General features: G+C 55.4%; 19 protein-coding genes. 8 read left to right on the top strand and 11 right to left on the bottom strand.

Going from position 1 to position 21,115, the window contains the following annotated elements:
• Positions 1 to 40: 40 nt before the first annotated feature.
• The 3 genes from J7413_RS17030 to J7413_RS17040 form a co-directional block, all read right to left on the bottom strand.
• A complete protein-coding gene (locus J7413_RS17030; RefSeq protein ID WP_209100375.1) occupies positions 41 to 1,585 on the bottom strand; it encodes a BCCT family transporter in 1,545 nt (514 codons plus the stop codon).
• A gap of 77 nt (positions 1,586 to 1,662) precedes the next feature.
• Positions 1,663 to 2,646, bottom strand: coding sequence for a membrane dipeptidase (locus tag J7413_RS17035; RefSeq protein ID WP_209100377.1), 984 nt, complete (start codon positions 2,644 to 2,646; stop codon positions 1,663 to 1,665).
• A 169-nt stretch (positions 2,647 to 2,815) separates the two neighbouring features.
• Positions 2,816 to 4,264 (bottom strand): aldehyde dehydrogenase family protein, encoded by a 1,449-nt coding sequence (locus tag J7413_RS17040; protein WP_209100379.1) that lies wholly within the window; start codon positions 4,262 to 4,264, stop codon positions 2,816 to 2,818.
• 108 nt (positions 4,265 to 4,372) lie between these two features.
• Here J7413_RS17040 and J7413_RS17045 point away from each other — a divergent pair, with 108 nt between their 5' ends.
• Together J7413_RS17045 and J7413_RS17050 are read left to right on the top strand one after the other, a co-directional pair.
• The gene (locus J7413_RS17045) at positions 4,373 to 5,269 is read left to right on the top strand and encodes a LysR family transcriptional regulator (RefSeq protein WP_209100381.1); all 897 of its coding nucleotides are present in this window, start codon (positions 4,373 to 4,375) and stop codon (positions 5,267 to 5,269) included.
• Complete coding sequence (locus tag J7413_RS17050) at positions 5,266 to 6,273, top strand: helix-turn-helix domain-containing protein (protein WP_209100384.1); 1,008 nt, start codon at positions 5,266 to 5,268, stop codon at positions 6,271 to 6,273. The genes J7413_RS17045 and J7413_RS17050 overlap by 4 nt, the downstream gene beginning before the upstream one ends.
• Before the next feature lie 71 nt (positions 6,274 to 6,344).
• On the opposite strand, the gene J7413_RS17055 is transcribed toward J7413_RS17050, so the two are convergent.
• From J7413_RS17055 to J7413_RS17090, 8 genes are all read right to left on the bottom strand, one after another.
• Positions 6,345 to 6,908, bottom strand: coding sequence for a sarcosine oxidase subunit gamma (locus tag J7413_RS17055; protein WP_209100386.1), 564 nt, complete (start codon positions 6,906 to 6,908; stop codon positions 6,345 to 6,347).
• Positions 6,901 to 9,855: a sarcosine oxidase subunit alpha family protein gene (locus J7413_RS17060; protein WP_209100388.1), complete on the bottom strand. Its 2,955-nt coding sequence runs from the start codon at positions 9,853 to 9,855 to the stop codon at positions 6,901 to 6,903. Before J7413_RS17060 ends, J7413_RS17055 begins: the two co-directional genes overlap by 8 nt.
• On the bottom strand, positions 9,855 to 10,142 hold the full coding sequence (locus tag J7413_RS17065) for a sarcosine oxidase subunit delta (protein WP_209100390.1): 288 nt from the start codon (positions 10,140 to 10,142) through the stop codon (positions 9,855 to 9,857). The genes J7413_RS17060 and J7413_RS17065 overlap by 1 nt, the downstream gene beginning before the upstream one ends.
• The gene (locus J7413_RS17070) at positions 10,136 to 10,621 is read right to left on the bottom strand and encodes a pyridoxamine 5'-phosphate oxidase family protein (protein WP_209100392.1); all 486 of its coding nucleotides are present in this window, start codon (positions 10,619 to 10,621) and stop codon (positions 10,136 to 10,138) included. Before J7413_RS17070 ends, J7413_RS17065 begins: the two co-directional genes overlap by 7 nt.
• Positions 10,622 to 10,631: 10 nt before the next feature.
• The gene (locus J7413_RS17075; protein WP_209100394.1) at positions 10,632 to 11,882 is read right to left on the bottom strand and encodes a sarcosine oxidase subunit beta family protein; all 1,251 of its coding nucleotides are present in this window, start codon (positions 11,880 to 11,882) and stop codon (positions 10,632 to 10,634) included.
• A gap of 316 nt (positions 11,883 to 12,198) precedes the next feature.
• The gene (locus tag J7413_RS17080; RefSeq protein WP_209100396.1) at positions 12,199 to 12,744 is read right to left on the bottom strand and encodes a cytochrome b; all 546 of its coding nucleotides are present in this window, start codon (positions 12,742 to 12,744) and stop codon (positions 12,199 to 12,201) included.
• 302 nt (positions 12,745 to 13,046) lie between these two features.
• On the bottom strand, positions 13,047 to 14,105 hold the full coding sequence (locus tag J7413_RS17085; protein WP_209100397.1) for a DUF3500 domain-containing protein: 1,059 nt from the start codon (positions 14,103 to 14,105) through the stop codon (positions 13,047 to 13,049).
• A 13-nt stretch (positions 14,106 to 14,118) separates the two neighbouring features.
• The gene (locus tag J7413_RS17090) at positions 14,119 to 14,430 is read right to left on the bottom strand and encodes a DUF2218 domain-containing protein (RefSeq protein ID WP_209100399.1); all 312 of its coding nucleotides are present in this window, start codon (positions 14,428 to 14,430) and stop codon (positions 14,119 to 14,121) included.
• Between the two features lie 46 nt (positions 14,431 to 14,476).
• Between J7413_RS17090 and J7413_RS17095 the strand changes: the two genes are divergently transcribed.
• The 6 genes from J7413_RS17095 to J7413_RS17120 all read left to right on the top strand — a co-directional run bounded on the left by J7413_RS17095 (position 14,477) and on the right by J7413_RS17120 (position 20,920).
• Positions 14,477 to 15,400: a LysR family transcriptional regulator gene (locus J7413_RS17095; protein WP_209100401.1), complete on the top strand. Its 924-nt coding sequence runs from the start codon at positions 14,477 to 14,479 to the stop codon at positions 15,398 to 15,400.
• A gap of 306 nt (positions 15,401 to 15,706) precedes the next feature.
• Positions 15,707 to 17,002, top strand: a complete 1,296-nt coding sequence (locus tag J7413_RS17100) for an extracellular solute-binding protein (RefSeq protein WP_209100402.1) — start codon at positions 15,707 to 15,709, stop codon at positions 17,000 to 17,002.
• 72 nt (positions 17,003 to 17,074) lie between these two features.
• Entirely contained in the window at positions 17,075 to 17,956 is an 882-nt protein-coding gene (locus J7413_RS17105; protein WP_209100403.1) for an ABC transporter permease subunit, read from the top strand.
• An 11-nt stretch (positions 17,957 to 17,967) separates the two neighbouring features.
• Complete coding sequence (locus J7413_RS17110) at positions 17,968 to 18,864, top strand: ABC transporter permease subunit (RefSeq protein ID WP_209100404.1); 897 nt, start codon at positions 17,968 to 17,970, stop codon at positions 18,862 to 18,864.
• 11 nt (positions 18,865 to 18,875) lie between these two features.
• Complete coding sequence (gene ugpC / locus J7413_RS17115; RefSeq protein ID WP_209100405.1) at positions 18,876 to 19,916, top strand: sn-glycerol-3-phosphate ABC transporter ATP-binding protein UgpC; 1,041 nt, start codon at positions 18,876 to 18,878, stop codon at positions 19,914 to 19,916.
• Positions 19,913 to 20,920: an endonuclease/exonuclease/phosphatase family protein gene (locus tag J7413_RS17120; RefSeq protein ID WP_209100406.1), complete on the top strand. Its 1,008-nt coding sequence runs from the start codon at positions 19,913 to 19,915 to the stop codon at positions 20,918 to 20,920. Before ugpC ends, J7413_RS17120 begins: the two co-directional genes overlap by 4 nt.
• Positions 20,921 to 21,115: the final 195 nt, after the last annotated feature.

Below are 21,115 nucleotides of genomic sequence, written 5' to 3' on the forward strand. Positions count from 1 at the left end.
TGGGGAGTGTTGGGCGCGTTTTGCGCCCAACAAAGGCCGTTTACTCAGCTTTGCCTTTGGCAAGCGTGATGCGCAACGCATCCCACAGCGACGGCAGCAGCAGCAACGACACCGGTACAGCAGTGACCACAATAAAGCTCTGCAGCTTCGATACACCGCCAGAACCAACAGAGATCAAGATCACTGCCATCACGCCCATTGCAATCCCCCAGAATACGCGCAGCGCAGCAGGTGGATTGTTTTCATTGCTCATGGTGGCAGAAATCACAAAGCTCATCGAGTCCCCTGTGGTAGCCACAAAGATCGTGGTCAGGATGAGGAACAGGATAGAGATCACAAACCCCATCGGCAGGTTGTTGGTGATTGCCAAAAGTGCGGCCGGCAGATTGAACCCCTCAAATGCTGAGGAAATCAAGCCTGTTGCTTCCAGCTCCATTGCGATGCCCGTGCCACCAATGATGGTGAACCAGAAGTTGGTCACGATGGGCGCAATAATGGAGAGCATAATGATGATCGAACGGATCGAACGGCCACGGGATACACGGGCGATGAACATTGCCATCAGCGGGCCATAGCCCATGAACCAGCCCCAGAAGAACACAGTCCACCAACCAAGCCAGCCTGGTTCACCAAAGACCCCAGCATCGCCGCGATAAAGTGCCATCTGGAAAAAATTCTCAACATAGGTGCCAAAACCGGAGAAGAACGAGCCAAAGATAAAGCCCGTTGGCCCAGCAATAAGCACAAACAGCAAAAGCGCAGCCGCCAGAAGAACATTGACCTTTGACAGGATCTGAATTCCCCGCGACAGGCCGGTCATGGCAGAAATCGTGTAAATTGCCACAAGGCCAGCGATCACAGTCGCCTGCAGCGCAAAGCCATCAGTCAGGCCAAAGAGATCTGCAAGACCGTAGCTGACCTGAAGCCCCAAGAAGCCAATCGGCCCTACGGTGCCTGCCACAACAGCGATGATCGAAGAGGCATCTGCAATCAACCCAATCGGGCCATTGATCGCCTTATCACCAAACACCGGATACAGCAGCGTGCGTGGCGCAAGGGGGAGGCCTTTTTCATAGTGATAATGCATGAGCATCACTGTGGTGAGGGACCCCAGAATGGCCCATGCAAGAAAACCCCAGTGCATGAAGCTCTGGGCAATCGCCGGATTAACCGCAGATTCGGTTGCGCCTTCTGCCCCATAGAGCGGAGGGGAATACAGGAAGTGGGCAATTGGCTCACCTGCCGCCCAGAACACACCACCACCAGCAAGCAGTGTACACATGATCATGGAGCCCCACTGGAACGTGGTGAACTCAGGCGTGGTGATGCCGCCCATGATCGCACGCCCTCCGGGCAGAAGACAAAGCACCAGACCAATCAGGAACGTTGCCAGCAGCAGTACCTGCCAATACAGACCAAAATACGTTGCTGAGATGTTGAAGCCCCAGTCAACCGCCGCAGACAGCGCCTGCAGATTTACAAGCGCAGCGATACAAAAAATCGCGATAAACCCACCGGAAATCAGAAACAGCGGCTTGTTGATCCGCCCTTCTTTTGCTCCGGTTTCCAAAGTTGCGTCAGACATGACCCCTCCGTTGGTCGGGCCGACACCACAACATAGGTCCCGGCCGTTATTTTTGAGTGTTGTTTTCTCGGCTGGCGTTAAGCGCGCGGTGTGAAGTTCTCCGCAAAGAAACGGTGCCAATTGTTCCCCATTATCCCCGCAACTTCCTCGGCGTTGAGACCTGTGGCCCGCAGACCTTCTTCGATGTTGCCAAAGTGGCGATTGTCTTCAAACCAAGTTGGCATCGGCGGGAAGCCAGGCGCAGCAGCAGAGCCTTCGCCATAGTCGATTTCTTTGGTCCAGCGACCGACGCGCATCCATTCCACGATGCTGTCAGGCTGATCTTGGCAAAGGTCAGTGCCAATGCCCAAATGCTCCGCCCCATAGGTTTCGGCGGTGCGGGCGATCATCTCGCAAAAGCTTTCAAGCGTGCAGTTCGACTTGTCTTTAAGATGATGCGGGTACACCGAGAACCCCAGCATACCACCGTTTTCCGTAACCGCGCGTATCACACTGTCTCGTTTATTGCGCAGTGCGGGCGACCAATCGTAGGGGTTGGCATGTGTGATAGCGATCGGACGTTCAGAAATCTCCGCCGCTTCAATCGTGGATCGATCTGCTGAATGGCTCATGTCCACCACAAGACCAACGCGGTTCATCTCTTTGATGACTTGTTTGCCCATGCGCGTGATGCCAGGATCTTCAGCCTCATAGCAGCCCGTCGCCAGAAGCGATTGGTTGTTATAGGTCAGCTGCATGAACCGCGCGCCGAGATCGTGCAGGATTTCGACCAATCCGATGTCATCTTCAATCGGGCTCGGGTTCTGGAAGCCAAAAAACACCGCAGTGCGACCGGTTTCACGGGCCTTGGCGATATCGCTGGCCCAGCGACCTTTCATAATCAAATCAGGGTATTGCTCGAACCAACGGTTCCATTTCTCAAAATTTAGAACCGTTTCACGAAAGTTCTCGTGATAAGAAATGGTCACATGGATGGCATCGACTTGCCCTTCACGCAACTGGCGAAAGATCTTTTCAGACCAATTGGCGTATTGCAGTCCGTCGATACGGAAATGGCTCATTGTGATCTCTCCCCCCGCTCGGTGCACTTGGCTTTCAAAGCGATGCGGCAACCATTTTTATGTGGTCAGCGCCCAAGCAGCGTTGTCTGCGAAATTTCGTCTCGGAATCAGGGCACATGCGCGCCTTGAGCGCTGCGCCCAAGCGGGCGCAGCTGCGTGCACACTCAGGTCAAACAGGACCTGCGCTGATGTATGCGGTTTTAACGGTGGTGTAGAACTCAGCCGCCGCTTTGCCCTGTTCGCGTGGGCCGTAGGAGCTGTCGCCGCGGCCACCAAATGGCACATGATAGTCCGTGCCCGCGGTTGGCAGGTTCACGGTTACTACACCTGTGCGGGCGTTGCGACGGAAGTGCGTCGCGCGTGCCAGAGACTTGGTGACGATGCCAGATGTCAGACCAAAGTTGGTGTCATTGACGACCGACAGGGCCTCGTCATAGCTGCCGACTTTGATAACGCTGGTCAACGGAGCAAACATCTCTTCCCGGTTGATGCGCATGTCATTGGTGGTGTTCAGGAAAACACCAGGCGACATGTAGAAGCCCTGATGCGGCATCTCCAGACGCTGACCGCCACATGCCAGTTCCGCACCTTCGGATTTTCCCAAATCCACATAGGACAGGTTTTCAGTGAGCTGCTGTTCGCTGACGACCGGCCCCATCTGAGTACCAGCTTCCAACGCGTGACCCACTTTCATCGCCTGCGTACCGGCCACAAGTTTTTCGACAAAAGCATCATGCACGGCAGCATGCACAACCAGACGCGAGGAGGCTGTACATTTCTGACCGGTGCCACCAAATGCGCCACCAAGGGCCAGCGTGACCGCGAGATCGAGATCCGCGTCATCCATCACCGCCAATGCGTTTTTGGAGCCCATTTCCATCTGAACTTTGGTTAAGTTCTGGATTGCAGCGGCGGCAATACCCTTGCCCACAGGCACAGAGCCCGTAAAGGAAATCGCATCCACCTTTGGGCTCTCCACCAGACGCTGACCGATCGACCGGCCGGAGCCCATTACGAGGCTGAACAATCCTTTGGGAATGTCCTGACGGTTGATGATTTCTGTCAGTGCCACAGCAGAGGCAGGCGTGATATTGGCAGGCTTCCACACAACGGCATTGCCATAGCAGAGCGCAGGCGCAATTTTCCAAGATGCCGTCGCCGTCGGGAAGTTCCATGGTGAGATGATCGCAACGGTGCCCACCGCTTCGCGGCGTACGTCGATTTCAATGTCAGGGCGTACGGAGTCAGCATTCTCACCGATCTGGCGCAGGCACTCTGCGGCATAGTAGGTGAAGAACTGACCTGCGCGGAAAACTTCGCCCTTGCCTTCGGCCAGAGGCTTGCCTTCTTCGCGGCTGAGCAATGTGCCCAGCTCTTCTGCGCGTGCCATAAGCTCGTTGCCGATCGCATTCAGCACAGCCTGCTTGCGCTCCAACCCATAGGCCGCCCACTCCCGCTGCGCGATGCGCGCTTGATCAAGGGTTGCCTCAAGCTGATCTGCACTCGCCTGTGCGAACACTCCGACAAGATCGCTCAGATCAGACGGGTTGCGGTTTTCGATTTCGCCTTCGCCAGTCAGCCATTCGCCAGCGATCAGGTTCTTTTGGATGTCAGACATCGCCGAGTCACCTCATTAAGAAATTGTCACCTCCGGGTATGGACTCTTTTCGATCAATCAATCAAACTAAAATTATTGAAGATAACTTCAACAAAACTGAAGCATCTGATGACGCTCAAAATTGAAACGCTCCGCGGTTTCGTCGCCGTCGCTCGCAGCGGCAACCTCACCGACGCCGCACTCATCCTTAAGCGGACTCCCTCTGCGGTTTCCATGATGCTCAAACAGTTCGAAGCGCATCTTGGCGAGCCATTGTTTGAGACCGATCGGAAAAATAAACTCACGGCTCTAGGCGCATTCGTGCTGGAGCAGTCAGAGCAACAGCTACAACACTTCGACAATACTGTCAGGGCCATAGAAAGCTTTGCGGATGCCAGCATGGGCCATGTGCGCATCGCAACTGTTCCCTCGGTCGCAGGAACAATCATGCCACGCGTTTTTTCCGGGAACATAAAGGCTTACAAAAGCGTCCGCATAGATTTGCGTGATATGGATTCAAAATCTGTGCTGCATGAACTCACGCGCGGCCGTATCGATATTGGCATCGCCACGCTCAGCACCCATGACACGGGGTTACACAGCCAACTTCTAATGACCGACTGGTTTGGCGTTATGCTGCCCTCTGAGCACCCTTTAGCTTTGAAGCCTGACCCGATCGAATGGGATGCGTTGGCGCAAGAGCATCTGATCGCCAATAGCTTGTCCGAAGGCATGCTTGGGGCCGAAGTTGAAGCGCTACATTCAAGATCACGCTTCTCTGCACACAACCTTACATCAATCTTGGGGCTTGTCCGCGCGGGAATTGGCATCACAATCCTGCCAGAAATGGCTGCCATCTCTGCAGGCCATACAGATCTGATTTTTCGCCCTATCGCGGATGAGAAAGCAAAGCGCCATATACACCTGCTCCGCCGTGCCGATTCGGCGATGAGCCCAGCAGCACAAAGGCTCGAAGCCGATATTTTGGAAACGGTCGACAGCCTCAAGAAGGAACAACAGAAATGAGCCCGCAACCCGAATGCACCACGCTGGGCATTTTGATCTTCCCAGGCTTTCCCATGGCTTGCCTCACATCTTGTATCGAACCATTGCGTGCAGCCAATGAAATCTCCGGCCAAACCGCTTTTGACTGGGTAGTGATCTCCGAAAGCACGGCCCGTATTCAGTCATCCGCGGGCGTGACATTTGCACCAGATCTCGCCCTGTCAGAGGTAGAAAAATTAGATCACCTTCTGTTTGCCTCAAGCCCCAACAGCGCATTTGACGCCCCATCCAAAGCAAACGCCGCGCTTCAACGCCTGATCCGCAACAAAACCAGAATCGGCGCCATCAGCGGCGGCGTGTTCCCTCTGGCACGCACCAATTTGACTGGGGACACACCCCTGTCTGTGCATTGGTGTTATGAGGCCGCGTTCCAGTCAGAATTTCCACACATCCCAATCAATGGATCTGTGATTTGCAAAGAAGCCTCCATAACGACGATTTCGGGCGCCTCGGCCGTGTTTGACCACATGCTTGAGCTCATCGAAGAAAGACTGGGCGGCGACATCATGGCGGAGGTGGCCTGCTGGTTTCAGCACCCCTTCATCCGCAGCGAGAATGTAACTCAGAAAGTTCCTGCGATTTCAACGCCGCAAAGCGAAGATCTGCTGCCCAGTCAAATTGCCAAAGCGATTGCGCATTTTGCTGAACACATTGAAAATCCGATCCAGATCAGCGAAGTCGCGGCCTCTGTGGGCCTCTCTGCGCGCTCACTGGAGCGTAGCTTCAAAAATGCGACAGGGCAGAGCCCCCTCGTTTACTACCGGCGTATGCGCATGAAGCAGGCACGCCAACTTGTGCTTTACACCAATGTCTCTATCGCTGAAGTGGCGTATATGGTGGGCTACGCCACACCAGGCACCTTTATTCGCTACTATCGTGAAACCTATGGGGTGACACCTGTCAGTGACCGGCGCGCAAAGAACTCCATGCGCGTCGGTAGTGATGACGCCTTGCCATCAGGCTAAGTCCACAGAGTTTAATCATAACGAATGGGCGCTTTCAGCAGAAAGCGCTCCGCACGCTAGTTTGGGCATCGCTACGCGATGGATTTGGCAACAGAGATCAACCCGTGATGCAAAGAGGCTGCGGAAGAACGCGGTCCGAACACGGCGACGTGCGTTTCACTGAGACGCCACAAAAACACACCAACATGTTCAACAGTGGTGCGGCGCACAGAGCTCGCCCCCATTGTGCGGATCGGTGCATTGCTGAGTCGCTCAAACAAGTCCTCAAGCGTGTCACCAATCACGTCAAAACGGCACCAACCATCCGTTTGCTCCACAACAGATGCTGCATCACCCAACACTGCCTTGAGTTCAGAGGCCAGAAGTTCATGAGTGTCATGTGGCGCTGTGATCATCCACTGTTCGGGCGCAGACCAAAAGGCTGCTAGAGGTGCAGCGTCTGCCGAGCGCCCCACATCAGGCAATGATAGACTAAGTTTTTCCGCCAGAAGGTCACGCACCGCGGTCTCCTGTCCAGCGCGTGCTGCGACGGATGCAAGTGCGCTGTCAACACCTTCCGAGATGGTCAGCGCACCAATCGTGTCGATACGCGGCGAGTCACTGCCCAACGGAGTGATTGCTTTGAGTTTATGCACGAAGTTTCTCCCCTTCAGGGTCCACAAAATGGGCGCTGACGATCTCGACCAGGGTTTCCTGACCTTCCAGCGGGTTCACAAGACGCAGCTTTTCACCTTTGCGATCAAAACCGCCCTTAACGAAAGCCAAGCCAATGGAGCTTTCAAGGATCGGCGAGTAGGCAGCAGAGGTGACATAGCCCTGATCATGCGCTGCATCGACTGGCCCGGTCGCATTCATCAGATGCGCCCCCGCAGGCAATGGATCTGCCGCATTCACTGGTTTCACGCCAACCAGTGCCAGCGCGTCTTTGGTGTTCATCCCTTCACGGCGGCTGAGCACATTGCCGATGCAGTCTTTCTTGGTGCTGACCATACGCCCAAGCCCGAGGTTCAGCGCGGTCGTGGTGCCGTTGAGCTCATTGCCTGCTGCATGACCTTTTTCAATCCGCATAACGCCAAGCGCTTCGGTACCATAAGGAACAGCATCAAACTCCTCGCCCGCCTCCATCAGCGCACGCATCATGGCGTCGCCATAACGGGTCGGCACCGCGATTTCATAGGCCAGTTCGCCTGAGAACGAGATCCTGAACAGCCGCGCACGCAAACCACCACAAACGGTGATTTCGCCGCAACCCATGAATGGAAAGGCCTCGTTGGAGATGTCAAATTCAGGATCGACAATTTTCTGAAGCAGCTTTCGGCTGTTAGGCCCTGCCACAGCATATTGCGCCCACGCTTCGGTGGTTGAGATCAGCTGAACATCCATCTCTGGGCACAGGCACTGGCGCACGAATTCCATATTGCGATAGGCCAGCACCGCATTCGCGGTGGTCGTTGTCACCACAAAATGATCCTCAGCCAGACGCGCCGCGGTGCCATCATCATAGGCCACGCCATCTTCGCGCAACATAAGGCCATAGCGGGTCTTGCCCACTGCCAACTTCGCAAACCCATTGGCGTAGATCTTGTTCAGGAAGGCGGCAGCATCCGCGCCCTGCACATCAATCTTGCCCAATGTGGTCACATCACACACACCAACAGAATTGCGGGTCTGCAAGACCTCGCGGTCAACGGACTGACGCCAATGGGTTTCGCCCTTGCGCGGGAACCACTGTGCCCGCAGCCAGTTGCCAACTTCGACAAACACGGCCCCTTGTTCTTCCGCCCATTTGTGGCTCGGTGTCAGGCGGGTGGGATGGAAATCCTTGCCCACCGCACGGCCCCCAAAGGCGCCCATCGCAACCGGTGTGTAGGGCGGGCGGAAAATCGTGGTACCTGTCTCTGGGATCGACTTGCCGGTCAGTTCCGCCATCACTGCCAAAGCGCCGACGTTGGATGTTTTACCCTGGTCTGTGGCCATACCTAGCGTGGTGTAGCGCTTCAGATGCTCCACCGCGGTGAAGTTTTCCTGGTGGGCCAGCTTCACATCTTTGACCGTTACGTCGTTCTGATAGTCCAGCCAGGCGCGTTTTGCGCCTTTGACATGCCAGAATGGTGTGATCGCAACCGGAGCGTCTGTTGCCGCTGGCAGCTCCGCGGCGGCGGCTGTGATCCCCAGATCTGAAAGCGCCGCCACCGCAGCCGCAGCCCCGCCTTTCAGCGCAGCTTCAGTTGTAAACTCACCTTTTGCAGCGCCAGCTACAATCTGGCCAACTGGCAGTCCCTCTCCCGGCACAAAGGCGTGAATATCGTTATGCCAGACCGGGCGGCCGCGCTGATGACAGGTCAGGCCCAGATTTGGGTTCCAGCCCCCTGACATAGCCACTGCGCCACAAGCGATGTCGCGGGTCTGGCCGTTGGCGGTGCGCACGCGTACCGAGGTCAGCCCCAGACGGCCAGAGCTGTCCACGATCTCAGCACCTTTGAGCACCTCTGTGCCAGCCACATCAGGCGCATCCGGGCGTGTATCAACGATCGCAGGCACAACAACACCGCGTGCCATAAGATCACGCGCGGTCTGATGTGCATCATCATTGTTGGCGAAGACCACCACAGACTGCGCTGGTGTCGCCGCCCAACGGTTGGCATAGCCCCGCACAGCGCCTGCCAGCATCACACCGGGACGGTCGTTGTTTTCAAAGGCAATCGGGCGTTCAATCGCCCCTGTCGCGATGACGGCGCGTTTGGAATAGATCCGCCACAGCGTCTGGCGCGGCTTATCTGTTGCCGGGGCTATCAGATGGTCGGCATTACGCTCTACAGCGCCGTAAATGCCGTGGTCATAGGCCCCAAACACGGTGGTGCGCGGCATCACCCGCACATTGCCCATCGACGCAAGCTCTGCCAGCGTCTCCGTAACCCAGGCCTCACCTGCCATCTCAGCCAGAGCACCGGTTTCCGCGATCAGCCGACCGCCCATACGGAAGTCTTCGTCCGCCACAATGACCTGCGCGCCTGCGCGTCCGGCGGTCAGCGCTGCCGCCAGCCCGGCGGGGCCTGCGCCGATGATCAGCAAATCACAATGCAGAAAGCCTTTGTCGTAATGATCCGGATCATCTTCGCCGGTCAGACTGCCAAGACCCGCCGCCTTGCGGATGATCGGCTCATAGAGCTTTTCCCAGAAGGCCTTCGGCCACATGAAGGTTTTGTAGTAAAACCCTGCGGTCAGGAAATTTGAGAAGCGATCGTTGATCGCCATGAAATCACGCTCAAGCGAGGGCCAGCGGTTTTGTGAATTCGCGCTGAAGCCATCGTAAAGCTCGGCCACAGTCGCACGCGTGTTTGGCTCCTGCCGCCCGCCGCTGCGCAGCTCAACCAGCGCATTTGGCTCTTCGCTGCCTGCTGTCAGCGGCCCGCGGGGACGGTGATATTTAAATGACCGCCCCATCAGGCGCACGCCGTTGGCCAGCAAGGCGGAGGCAAGCGTATCGCCTTCAAACCCCTGATAGGTTTTGCCATCAAATGTGAAATTCAGGGCGGCGTCACGATTGATCAGCCCACCACTCAGACGATTGTTTTGCGCCATTAGTCTGCCTTCCCTGCCGCTTTGGCCACATCACGTGCCAATTCGACTTTCAGAATTTCATGGGTGAGCGTGTTGCGTGTCACCACCAGCCAGGACCGGTCGCCCTGTTCGTGAAACCACAGCTCGCGATGTTCACCCGCAGGGTTGTCGCGCAGGTATAGATAGTCGTGAAACGCCTGCGCCGCATTTTCCGCCTGCCAATCAGGACGATTGATCAGTGAGGCATCGCCAAGATAGGTAAATTCCTGCGCATCGCGCAGGCCCAACAATGGGTGATCGATCAGCATTCGGCGTCCTCCGATCCTTTGTGGATGATGTTGATATCCCGGACGCGCTGCATCCATTTGGCGCGCAAGTCTTCGCTGGTTACGCCAATATCATAGGCCGGTGTGGCGAGCGGTTTGCAGGCGGTCACATTGATGACAACAAAGCCAGAAAACTCGGGCTCCAGCTCAGGCCAGCGTGTGGTGTAGGGTGGACGCAACGAAGGGTAGCGGGCGTCTTCGCGAGCGACGAAGCTTGCCTCCCCTTGGATGAGCACTCCCCGGCGGGTCAAAATATCGATGAAATTGACCTCTAGCTGAGGGCGCACCTTGATGTTGGCCAAAGTGTCTGGCGAACGGATCTCGGCGAAACTGATCGTGGTGTCATCATGGATGACAAATGACCCCTTGGGCGAAACGTTTGGATTGCCCTCAGCATCGGCGGTGGCCACAAAGCCAAGATGCCAATTTTCGATCAGGTCGCGGGCGAACTTGTTGATCATGGCCGTATCCTTAGTGCAGGTTTGGTTGGGCGCCCTGCCCTTTTTCGTCAATCATGTGCCCGGTCAGGAACCGATCGAGACGATAGGCAGTTGCTGTTTCATGAGGGCGGTCAGTTTTGAGAAGGTGCGCAAAGCAGTAGCCCGCCGCGGGCGTGGCCTTAAAGCCGCCGTAACACCAACCCCCATTGAAATAGAGACCCTCAATATGGGTCTTATCAATGAAGGGTGAGCCGTCCATGGACATATCCATGATCCCGCCCCAGCTGCGCAGCAGCCGTGCCCGACCCAGCGCCGGGATCAATGACATACCGCTTTCGATCACGTCTTCCACCACCGGCAAGTTGCCGCGTTGGGCATATGAATTATACATGTCGATGTCGCCACCAAACACCAGACCGCCCTTGTCAGACTGGCTGCAATAAAAATGCCCAGCGCCATAGGTGATCACTCCGGGAATGAACGGCTTCAGCCCTTCAGACACAAACGCTTGCAAAACATGGCTTTCAATTGGCAGGCGCATCCCCGCCTTCTCCATCACCCGGCTGGAGCTGCCAGCGACAGAGACACCAACCTTTTTGGCCCCGATATAGCCGCGCGTTGTTTCCACCCCGAGCACTTTGCCATTTTCGATGCGGAAGCCCGTGACCTCACAATTTTGGATGATATCCACGCCGCGCATATCTGCGCCGCGGGCATAGCCCCAGGCCACAGCGTCATGGCGCACAGTGCCCCCGCGACGGTGCAGCAAACCACCTTTGATCGGGAAACGCGCATCATTGAAATTCAGGAAAGGGTACATGTCACGCACCCCGTCAGTGTCCAGCAACTCGGCATCTGATCCGTTCAGGATCATCGCGTTGCCGCGGCGTCGGGCGGCATCACGCTGCGCATCTGTATGCACCAGATTCAAAATACCGCGTTGGCTGACCATCGCATTATAGTTGAAGTCCTGCTCAAGATTTTCCCAAAGCTTCAGCGAGAATTCATAAAACGGCTCATTCCCATCCAGCAGATAGTTTGAGCGAATGATCGTGGTGTTCCGTCCCACATTGCCACCGCCAATCCAGCCTTTTTCAAGCACAGCAATGCGTGCACCGCCGAATTCCTTGGCAAGATAATAAGCAGTTGCAAGACCATGGCCACCACCACCTACGATCACATAGTCGTAGGCATCAGCGGGCTCAGGGTCACGCCAGTGCGCACCCCAGCCTTTGTGGCCAGTCAAAGCCTCTTTAAAAAGTCGCAGCGCCGAGAATCGCATAAGAGCTCCTATTGGTTGCTCCCATCTTTCTACGCCGCAGTCAGCACATTCCCGGCCTCGGATTCGGACAGAAACACTTTCAGATCCGACAGAGATTGCGCGCGCGCGCTGCAAATGCGCCACGCACTCACATTGCGAAGCTGTGAGAGCGGAGCGCGCGCCATCATAATTGAGAAGATTAGAATACTGGTGCAGCCGTTTCACAAGGCTGCAAACAGCGGACGGCTGCGTAAGAGGAGTTGACCGCACCACAGCCTGTCACACAGCGCGGTAGCGCTGGCCGAACCCCATGGCGTCGGCCAGCGCAAGTCAGGCTTTATGCACGACCAACCATGCGACGCAGGGTGCTGTCTCTGTCGATGATATGGTGCTTGAACGCACCCAAGACATGCAACAAGATCGCGGCCACCAAAGCCTTGCCCAAAAGCACATGAACCGTCTCGCCGATGTCCCCTAGGGTGCGGTTGATTGCGACTGGGCGTCCATTGTCACCCATGTTGGCTCCAAGGATTTCCAGTCCAAACGCGGTGAGACCACGTCCCCCCATGTAGGAATCCACCATCCCAGAAAGAGGCATGGCAATCGTACCAACAATCAACACCCAATGGATGACCCGCGCAATACCATGCTCCCATTTGGCACCCTTGCTCACATCATCAGGCCATCCTTTGCGCACCCTCAACACGACACGCCATAAGATGACAGCAAAGATCACGATGCCGAAAGATTTGTGCAGCGGATACAGCCAGCGCGCGCCATCGACACGGGTCATATACAGACCCGCCGCAATCAAGGCGATCATACCCAGCCCCACAATCCAGTGCAGGCTGATTTCGGTACGGGTTAAACTTTTCGTGGTCATGGCGTGGTCTTTCGTTGCTGTGTCACAGGACATACATTTAACGGTCCAACAGTGGCGTTCCGGCGAAATAAACTTGGATGGCGCGCGTGTTTCTCAAGTTCTCAAAGGGAAGGAAGGTTTCAAGCTAGTCGCGCACAAAAAAGATCGGCGAATTGGCCACCAATGGCAGGGTGCGACATTTTATTCGCAGCCTAGCACTGAACCATACGGCCTATGCTAGCCGCTACACTTGCGTCACTGTTTCGCGCACAGATAGGCGAGCAATCCCCAAGATCTCAAAGGTTGAAGCGCATCTCAGAACTTTATTTTCCATAGTCCTTTGTCGGGTTGCGATACATGGTGTGATAGTGCCCAGCACCTTGCGCACTGCTGCCTACGTTCCCACCGGTTGAAAGCATTTCAATTATCAGCGTCGGCCCCTGAATGCGCATGTAAGTGGGGGTGTTCACCTCATCTGTACCAACCCAGGCGAAGGATATCTCCTCCAGACCTTCAGCCAGTTCCGCCATACGCAATTTGGCGTTCTCATCTGGTTGAATCGATACCCATTCGTTGATCGCAGTCAGCAACGCCGCCCTTTGCGTACCTGTCATCTCTGATGCGGACAGCCCAATCATCGGCGGAATACGTCCGTCATTGCCTGGCCCCGTCAACACATCTTCTGGCACTTTCCCGGCATGCGCGGCCGCCTGCTGCTCCTCATCAAGTGCTGTGTAAACGGCATACCCTGACAGATGCATGTCGCGCACCGCCTCATAGTCCATGCCATTCACGGTAAAGATCGCAGGCTCAGTGCCCACAAATGTGGGGGACATGGTCTCAACACGATTGCCTTCAATTGAAATGTTAAGGCCCAGGTGATGACCACCGAATTGCCATCCCCACGGGGCATTTGCATCAGGCGTGCCATAAATAGACAGCCAGTAGTTTTCGGGCGCCCATTGCAGCCGCTTGGCGCGTCTGTCCGTGCTTAAGAAGGTCTCTGCAGCCATCACTTCTGCAACGCTTTCATACCCCTCTTGTCCGAGGGACGAGGCAAGGAAGGCAAACAACAATTTGCGCTGTTCATCGTCCAGTTCCCCCACAGAGATACCAGAACGATCGACAATGCCAGCCGGCAAATTTGACCACTTTGTACGGATCGGGCTGTCGAGTGCGAACATAAATTGCGCCTTGGTGTCGGCATCAACGCGCGCCAGGAAAGCTTCTACTGCGCGCAGAGCCGCCGCTCCTGATGCAGGGCCATACGGCAATTCATAGGCCGGGATCGGGACAAGTTCTGTATGTTCATGAATTGGCGCCTCATGTGCACAGACAGAAGTGGCAAGAAAAAGAGCCGCTGTTGTTACCAAAACTTTCATAATACGTCTCACCTTATTCTATGCTGTTTTCTTCTGACCAAACCACGCGCAGATCCTCGCGGAAGGCGAAGCGCTCAAGATGAGCGCCAATAATGTCTTCGACTTGTCTGAGCTGGCCAACCGTTGCCGCCCGTGCAGACAGTGTGAGCGACTTTTCATCGGCTCTCACATGGGCTGTGCCGGCTGAAAAATGAAAAACTGCGGTGCATTCACTTTCGCTTTCCACATGTTCCACCCGGATCTTGTGACCAAAGTGTTGGGTTAGCTGCGTGACGTATCCACGTGCCTTTGGGGACAAGATCGTTGTTTGCGACAATGACGTCATTGAGCAGCCTCACCTAGGTTACCCAACGCATGTAGCAGACGACACTTTGTATGATTATACGGCTTTATTCGATTTATTTATTCGATATAATGAAGTAATGTATCGTTATGCCCAAAGCCTTGTGGCGTTTGTCGCCGTTGGTCAGACCGGTGCCTTCGTCAAGGCCGCCAGACAACTCGGTGTTACGCCGTCGGTTATCAGTCACCATATTTCGCGACTTGAAGACGCATTGGGAGAAACGCTGATTCATCGCACCACGCGGAAACTCTCGTTATCAGAAAATGGGAAACGCCTGTTTGAAACTACGCAACGCGGCTTTGAAGGCATTGAACTTGAGACGGACCGGATCAAGGCCGGGTCAGAACACATAGCCGGGGCACTAAAGATTGCGCTGCCTGCTTTTGTGCCCGATCCCAATCTTGAAGCACGCGTTATGGAATTTATGCTGCGTCACCCGAGCGTGGCGCTCACCCTCGAATACAGCGATCACATCGTGAGCATCGTGGATGCAGCCTATGATCTTTCCATTCGCATTGGCGACCTACCAGACTCCAGTCTGACTCGTAAAAAGATTGGCTCTGTTCAACATCTCTTTGTGGCCACACCCGATTTTCTAATCCGCCATGGCACCCCTAAACAACCGAAAGACCTAGAAAGCATGCCTTTCGTCTCCATGGGGCGCTCTAACGACGTGTTTTCGTTGGTCCGGGGGCAGAATACACAAGAAATCAAACTAGATGTTTGCCAATTGAGTGTGCAAAGCATCCTCGCAGCGAAAGCCGGAACACTTGCAGGCGTGGGTTTTGGCAGTCTTCCGGAACCCTTGATCACTGACGATCTCGCTGAAGGGTCACTGTTGCGCCTGTTGCCTGAGTGGGCACTGCCACCGCTCTCCATTCAAGCTGTCTGGATGGGGACATCGCGCAGAAACAGCCTTGCAAAACGCCTCGTAGAGTTTTTGCAGCAATAAGGCGCCACGTCGCGCCTTCATGCCTGAAACAGCATGCTGCGCGCTCTTGGTACGCGGCATTGCGCGATCGCGCACCGCACCGGCAAGCAAATCGTTACAGAAACGCAAAACTCGTTTCACAGATCTGTCGCATAACCCCGTTAGTTGAACACGTGTGCAGCTCATACGCACATCTCACGCACCGCTTTTTGCGGGCGATCGGATTTTACTTGGATCGTCTTTTCGAGGCGATCGCTCACGGAAAAAAGGACAGGCAGATCTGTGTCGATCTGTCGACTCAACTGGAGACCAATTGTGAAACATTTCATGACCAGCACGGCCGCGGCCGCATTCGCAATGGTGGCAAATTCTGCCTTTGCCGAAACTGAAATCACCTGGTGGCACGCCATGGGTGGCGCGCTTGGCGAAACCGTGAATGCGATTGCGGAAGACTTCAACGCGTCTCAAGATGACTACAAAATCACCCCTGTCTTCAAAGGCACCTATGAAGAAGCGTTGACCGCAGGCATCGCCGCATTCCGCGCGGGCGAGCAGCCCAACATCCTTCAAGTATTTGACGCAGGCGCAGCGACCGTGATTGGCGCCAAGGGCGCAACCGTGCCGGTACAGGATCTACTGACCGACAATGGCGTGGCCTTTGACATCAACGACTACATCTCGGGCGTACGCTACTTCTATGCAGACGCCGATGACAAGATGATCGGCATGCCGTTCAACTCCTCTTCGCCGATCATGTACTACAACGTGCAGGCGTTCGAAAAAGCGGGTGTTGAGCCGCCAAAAACCTGGGAAGAGTTTCAGACAGTCACTGCACCTGCTCTGAAAGATGCCGGCTATACCGCGCTGACTCAATCCCATCTGCCTTGGATCTTCACCGAGAACTTCATGTCTCGTCACGATCTGCCTTTTGCCACCAACAACAACGGCTATGAAGGCGCCGAGGGCACCGAAATCCTTGTGAACAATGACGCGATCAAAGCCCACTTCACTGCCGTGACCGAATGGCAGGACGCTGGATATTTTGAATGGTTCGGCACAGGCTGGGGCGACAACGCAACCCCGTTTGAAGAAGGCAAAGTCGGCATGTGGCTTGGCTCTTCTGGCTCCTTTGGCGGCCTGTCCAAGAAAGATCTGCCGTTCGATTTCTCAGCGACCTACCTGCCCTACTGGGAAGCTGTGACCGCTGAGCCAAAGCAAACATTCATCGGTGGCGCATCCCTCTTCGCCATGTCGGGCCACGACGCCGAAGACAACAAGGCAACCGCTGCGTTCTTCGAATTCCTGACCCAGCCAGAGACCCAGTACTTCTGGCACCAGGAAACTGGCTATGTACCAATCACCGAAGCCGCCTATGAAATGGCGAAAGCGGACGGCCACTATGACCGCGCGCCGGCTGCGGAAGTCGGCATCAAACAGCTGTCCCTGCCTGCCGGTGACAACACCAAGGGCTACCGCATGGGCTTCTACGTGCAGATCCGTGACGTGATGAACCGCGAATACGGTCGCATTTTGACTGGCGAAACCTCTGTCGAGGATGCGTTTGCCACCATCGAAAAAGAAGCCAACGCCCTGCTGGCAAAATTCGCCAAGACTCAGAGCTAACACCCTCTGTCAAACACACAAAGAGCGGCCGCGCAGCATCGCGGCCGTTCCTTCTTTCAAAGGACACTTCCCATGAAACGCGCCGGTTTCACCACCAGATGGTTGCCGATCTTGTTGCTCCTGCCGCAGTTGATCATCATTGCCATCTTTTTCTATTGGCCTGCCGCCCATGCAGTCCAATCTTCATTCTATCTGCAGGACCCGTTTGGATTTGGTTCCACCTTTGTGGGTGTCGATAACTACAAAGACCTCGCAGGCAGTGGCGAATACATGAAGATTGCGCGGTTCACGCTGGTGTTCACAACGCTCGTCACCTTTTTCTCGCTTGCGCTGGCGCTTCTGCTTGCCGTGAAAGCAGACAAAGTGCTGCGCGGCGCGCGCAGCTATCGGACTTTGCTGATGTGGGTCTATGCGGTTGCGCCTCCCGTTGCAGGCTTTATCGGGCTGATCATGTTTGACCAAAGTTGGGGCCCGCTGACCGAGCTCGCACGCAGCATGGGCTGGGATTTCAAACTGGGTGTGAACTTCAATGACACCGCGGTTGCTATGGTCATCGTATCCGTCTGGAAGCAGGTGCCAGTGAACTTCATTTTCTTCCTCTCTGGCTTGCAGTCCATCCCGAAAGCCGTGCGTGAGGCTGCGTTGATCGACAATCGTTCCGCCACAGGCCGCTTCTGGCAAGTCACCTTCCCTTTGCTCGCACCAACCGGATTCTTTCTGTTGATCATCAACATCACTTACGCGCTGTTTGACACTTTCGGCATCGTTGACACCCTGGTGAAAGGCGAGCCCGGCAACAACCCGATGACGCTGGTTTACAAGGTCTACGTGGATGGCTTCCGCGGCAATGACCTTGGAGGTTCATCTGCACAATCCGTCGTTCTCATGGTGCTTGTGCTGGCGCTGACCATCTTCCAGTTCCGCTTGGTTGAGCGGCGCATTCACTACACTTGAGGGCGCAAATCATGACAGATCTAACACAAACTCAGGCTCCCACACTGCCTGTTCGCAAATTCCGCATTCGCTGGAGCGATATTGGCGATCATGCAGTGCTGATCCTTGGCTCGCTCTTTATGCTGGTGCCCCTACTGATCGTGCTGCAAACTACGACAACCACCGATGTTGAAACCATCAAAAACGGCCCTGGTCTGGTGATCGGGGATCAATTTGGTGCCAACTTCGACAAAGCCATGTTCGAGGCCTCCGGGTTTTCTGGCGAGAATACTGGCATGTCCATGCTGAAGAACTCGCTGATCCTCGGGCTCGGCTTTGCCCTTGGTAAAATCGCGATTGGCATGATGGCGGCCTATGCGTTGGTGTATTTCCGACTTCGGTTTGCAACATTTGCGTTCTGGCTCATCTTCACAACGCTCCTTCTGCCGCTCGAGGTGCGCATTCTGCCGTCATATGAGATCGCGCAAAAGCTCGGGCTGCTTAACACCTACAGCGGCTTGATTGTGCCGTTGATCGCCTCGGCAACCGCGACGTTTTTCTTCCGCCAATTCTTCCGCTCTGTACCAGAAGAGTTGGTTGAAGCCGCTCGGATCGACGGCGCAGGACCGGTGAAATTCTTCATCGACATCCTCGTGCCTCTCAGCCAGACGATGATCGCAGCCATGTTTATCATCATGTTTGTCTTTGGCTGGAACCAATATCTTTGGCCGACAATGATCACCACCGAAGAGCACATGTACACGCTGGTGCGCGGGATCAAACAAATCACCCAAGATCTCGAAGGCACAAATATTCCTGAATACGGCCGCGCCAATATGCTCGCATTGATTGCGATCCTGCCGCCCGTACTCGTGGTGATTTTCTTCCAAAGCTGGTTCGTCAAGGGCCTCACGGAATCTGACAAATAAGGACAAGAGAAATGGCTCAGGTCTCTCTGCAAAACATCCGCAAAATCTATCCCAACGGCTATGAGGCGGTCACCAGCACCAGCTTTGATATTGCCGACGGTGAATTCGTGGTACTCGTGGGCCCATCCGGCTGCGGCAAATCTACCTTGCTGCGCATGGTGGCAGGTTTGGAAGACATCACGGAGGGCAGCCTGTCGATTGGTGATCGTGTGGTGAATGACGTCGATCCCGCTGATCGCGACATCGCAATGGTGTTTCAAAACTACGCGCTCTATCCGCATATGACTGTGCGCAAGAACATCGGCTACGGCCTCAAGAACCGCAAAACGCCGGCGCAAGAAATTGAACGCAAGGTGGACGAAGCCGCAAAGATGCTCAATCTTGAGCCCTACCTGGACCGCAAACCAAGTCAGCTGTCCGGAGGGCAACGCCAGCGGGTCGCCATGGGCCGCGCTGTGGTTCGCGATCCAGCGCTGTTCCTGTTTGACGAACCGCTCTCCAACCTCGATGCCAAACTGCGCAATCAGATGCGCATTGAAATCAAAGCCTTGCAACGTCGACTCGGTGTGACCTCAATCTACGTCACCCACGATCAAGTGGAAGCCATGACCATGGCGGATCGGATCATCGTACTGAATGAGGGTCGCATAGAGCAGATTGGCACCCCAGCAGAAATTTATCATTCCCCTGCTTCGACCTTTGTCGCAAGCTTTATGGGCGCACCACCAATGAACCTGCTCGAGGCCCGGCTTGAGGGCGGACAGGTGTTTGTCAATGGTGGCACTCCACTTGCAAATGCGCAGGGACGCGGGGCAGTCACTCTGGGTATCCGCCCCGAAGATGTCGCGTTCGACCCTGCTGGGCCGCTGGACTTCCATATTGATATCGTTGAAGAATTGGGCGCACACAGACTGTTGCATGGCCAACTGGCCGCGCAAAATTTCACAATGCATGTCAGCAAAGAAGTCGCAGCAGCACCAGGAGCTGTACGCGTCGGTCTCAAGGCTGATGCGCTTCGGCTGTTTGATGCGGAAACGGGAAAAGCTCTATGATCACCCACACCCTTGCGACCTTGCCAGCGATCAGCAAAGCAGAGCAGCAACGCATTTTAGATACACCGCGCACAGTGCCAGCTCACCAAGCGTTACTTGCAGACACGCCTGCGATGAATGCCATTCAAATCGGCGGCGAAAGTCACCGCACGTCGCTCCCCACGGACATAACCGTGGCGGCCTGGAATGTAGAACGTTGCCTGTTTCCAGAAGACACTGCCGCCCATTTGAGTACGGTTGCGCCAGACATCGTGCTTCTGTCTGAGGTGGATCACGGCATGTCCCGCACAGGGCAACGTCACACCACTGAGGACATGGCAAACGCATTGAGCATGCAATACGCCTTTGGCGTAGAGTTCCATGAACTCGACCTTGGCGGCCCAACAGAGCGCCCCTTCTGCAAAGATGATTTCAATACGCTAGGCTGGCACGGTAATGCCATTTTGTCTTCCGTTCCCTTTCAAAAGGTGGGCATGATCCGGCTCGACAAAGACGGACATTGGTTTGCCGCAGATGCGGGCGCGGCGGATCCGCAACAGCCAAGGCTGGGGGGGCGTATGGCAATTGTCGCGATTGTACCGACAGAAACAGGACCCGTGTGCGTCGTTTCCACTCATCTGGAAAGCAACGCCGGTGCCGCCCACCGCCACGCACAGTTTGAAGAACTTCTGACAGAGGTGGCGCGTTTTGCGCCTGACATGCCCATCCTGATTGGAGGCGATCTAAACACCGGCAACCACATCCCACCCAATTTCGACTGGACGCAAGAAACCCTGTTCGCATTGGCTGAACAGCAGGGGTTTTCATGGGATTTCACCGCGGAGGGAATGACAACCCGCCCCAGTCTTATTACCCCGCATCCCGATCGTGTGATGAAGCTGGACTGGTTCGCCGGAAGCGGCCTGCAATGTATGAGCAAAGGCCTGCTGCCCGCGCTGGACGCAAATGGCCGCCCACTGTCTGACCATGATTGCGTTTGGTGCACAGTGACCTCAAAGACTTAGCCCGAAAATCCTTGATGCGGTCAGACCAGCTTTGGATTTGTCCACATCAACATAAGGCATTGTGCAATACGAAGCCGATTGCACAATGCCAACCTTTCCACTGCGACAGCCAGTCGTCGGCATGTCTGCTGATCCGCACCACTTGCCGCTGCGTATCAGACACAATCACGTCACTTAAAGGCGCGCGCCGCGTCC

This window comes from Shimia sp. R10_1 (genome assembly GCF_017744095.1).
In the GTDB taxonomy this organism is placed as follows: domain Bacteria; phylum Pseudomonadota; class Alphaproteobacteria; order Rhodobacterales; family Rhodobacteraceae; genus Shimia.

Bases quoted from the DNA above. Each gene is read 5' to 3' on its own strand.
- J7413_RS17030 (WP_209100375.1), bottom strand. From the start codon at position 1,585: ATGTCTGACGCAACTTTGGAAACCGGAGCAAAAGAAGGGCGGATCAAC.
- J7413_RS17035 (WP_209100377.1), bottom strand. From the start codon at position 2,646: ATGAGCCATTTCCGTATCGACGGACTGCAATACGCCAATTGGTCTGAA.
- J7413_RS17040 (WP_209100379.1), bottom strand. From the start codon at position 4,264: ATGTCTGACATCCAAAAGAACCTGATCGCTGGCGAATGGCTGACTGGC.
- J7413_RS17045 (WP_209100381.1), top strand. From the start codon at position 4,373: ATGACGCTCAAAATTGAAACGCTCCGCGGTTTCGTCGCCGTCGCTCGC.
- J7413_RS17050 (WP_209100384.1), top strand. From the start codon at position 5,266: ATGAGCCCGCAACCCGAATGCACCACGCTGGGCATTTTGATCTTCCCA.
- J7413_RS17060 (WP_209100388.1), bottom strand. From the start codon at position 9,855: ATGGCGCAAAACAATCGTCTGAGTGGTGGGCTGATCAATCGTGACGCC.
- J7413_RS17065 (WP_209100390.1), bottom strand. From the start codon at position 10,142: ATGCTGATCGATCACCCATTGTTGGGCCTGCGCGATGCGCAGGAATTT.
- J7413_RS17070 (WP_209100392.1), bottom strand. From the start codon at position 10,621: ATGATCAACAAGTTCGCCCGCGACCTGATCGAAAATTGGCATCTTGGC.
- J7413_RS17075 (WP_209100394.1), bottom strand. From the start codon at position 11,882: ATGCGATTCTCGGCGCTGCGACTTTTTAAAGAGGCTTTGACTGGCCAC.
- J7413_RS17080 (WP_209100396.1), bottom strand. From the start codon at position 12,744: ATGACCACGAAAAGTTTAACCCGTACCGAAATCAGCCTGCACTGGATT.
- J7413_RS17085 (WP_209100397.1), bottom strand. From the start codon at position 14,105: ATGAAAGTTTTGGTAACAACAGCGGCTCTTTTTCTTGCCACTTCTGTC.
- J7413_RS17090 (WP_209100399.1), bottom strand. From the start codon at position 14,430: ATGACGTCATTGTCGCAAACAACGATCTTGTCCCCAAAGGCACGTGGA.
- J7413_RS17100 (WP_209100402.1), top strand. From the start codon at position 15,707: ATGACCAGCACGGCCGCGGCCGCATTCGCAATGGTGGCAAATTCTGCC.
- J7413_RS17105 (WP_209100403.1), top strand. From the start codon at position 17,075: ATGAAACGCGCCGGTTTCACCACCAGATGGTTGCCGATCTTGTTGCTC.
- J7413_RS17110 (WP_209100404.1), top strand. From the start codon at position 17,968: ATGACAGATCTAACACAAACTCAGGCTCCCACACTGCCTGTTCGCAAA.
- ugpC (WP_209100405.1), top strand. From the start codon at position 18,876: ATGGCTCAGGTCTCTCTGCAAAACATCCGCAAAATCTATCCCAACGGC.
- J7413_RS17120 (WP_209100406.1), top strand. From the start codon at position 19,913: ATGATCACCCACACCCTTGCGACCTTGCCAGCGATCAGCAAAGCAGAG.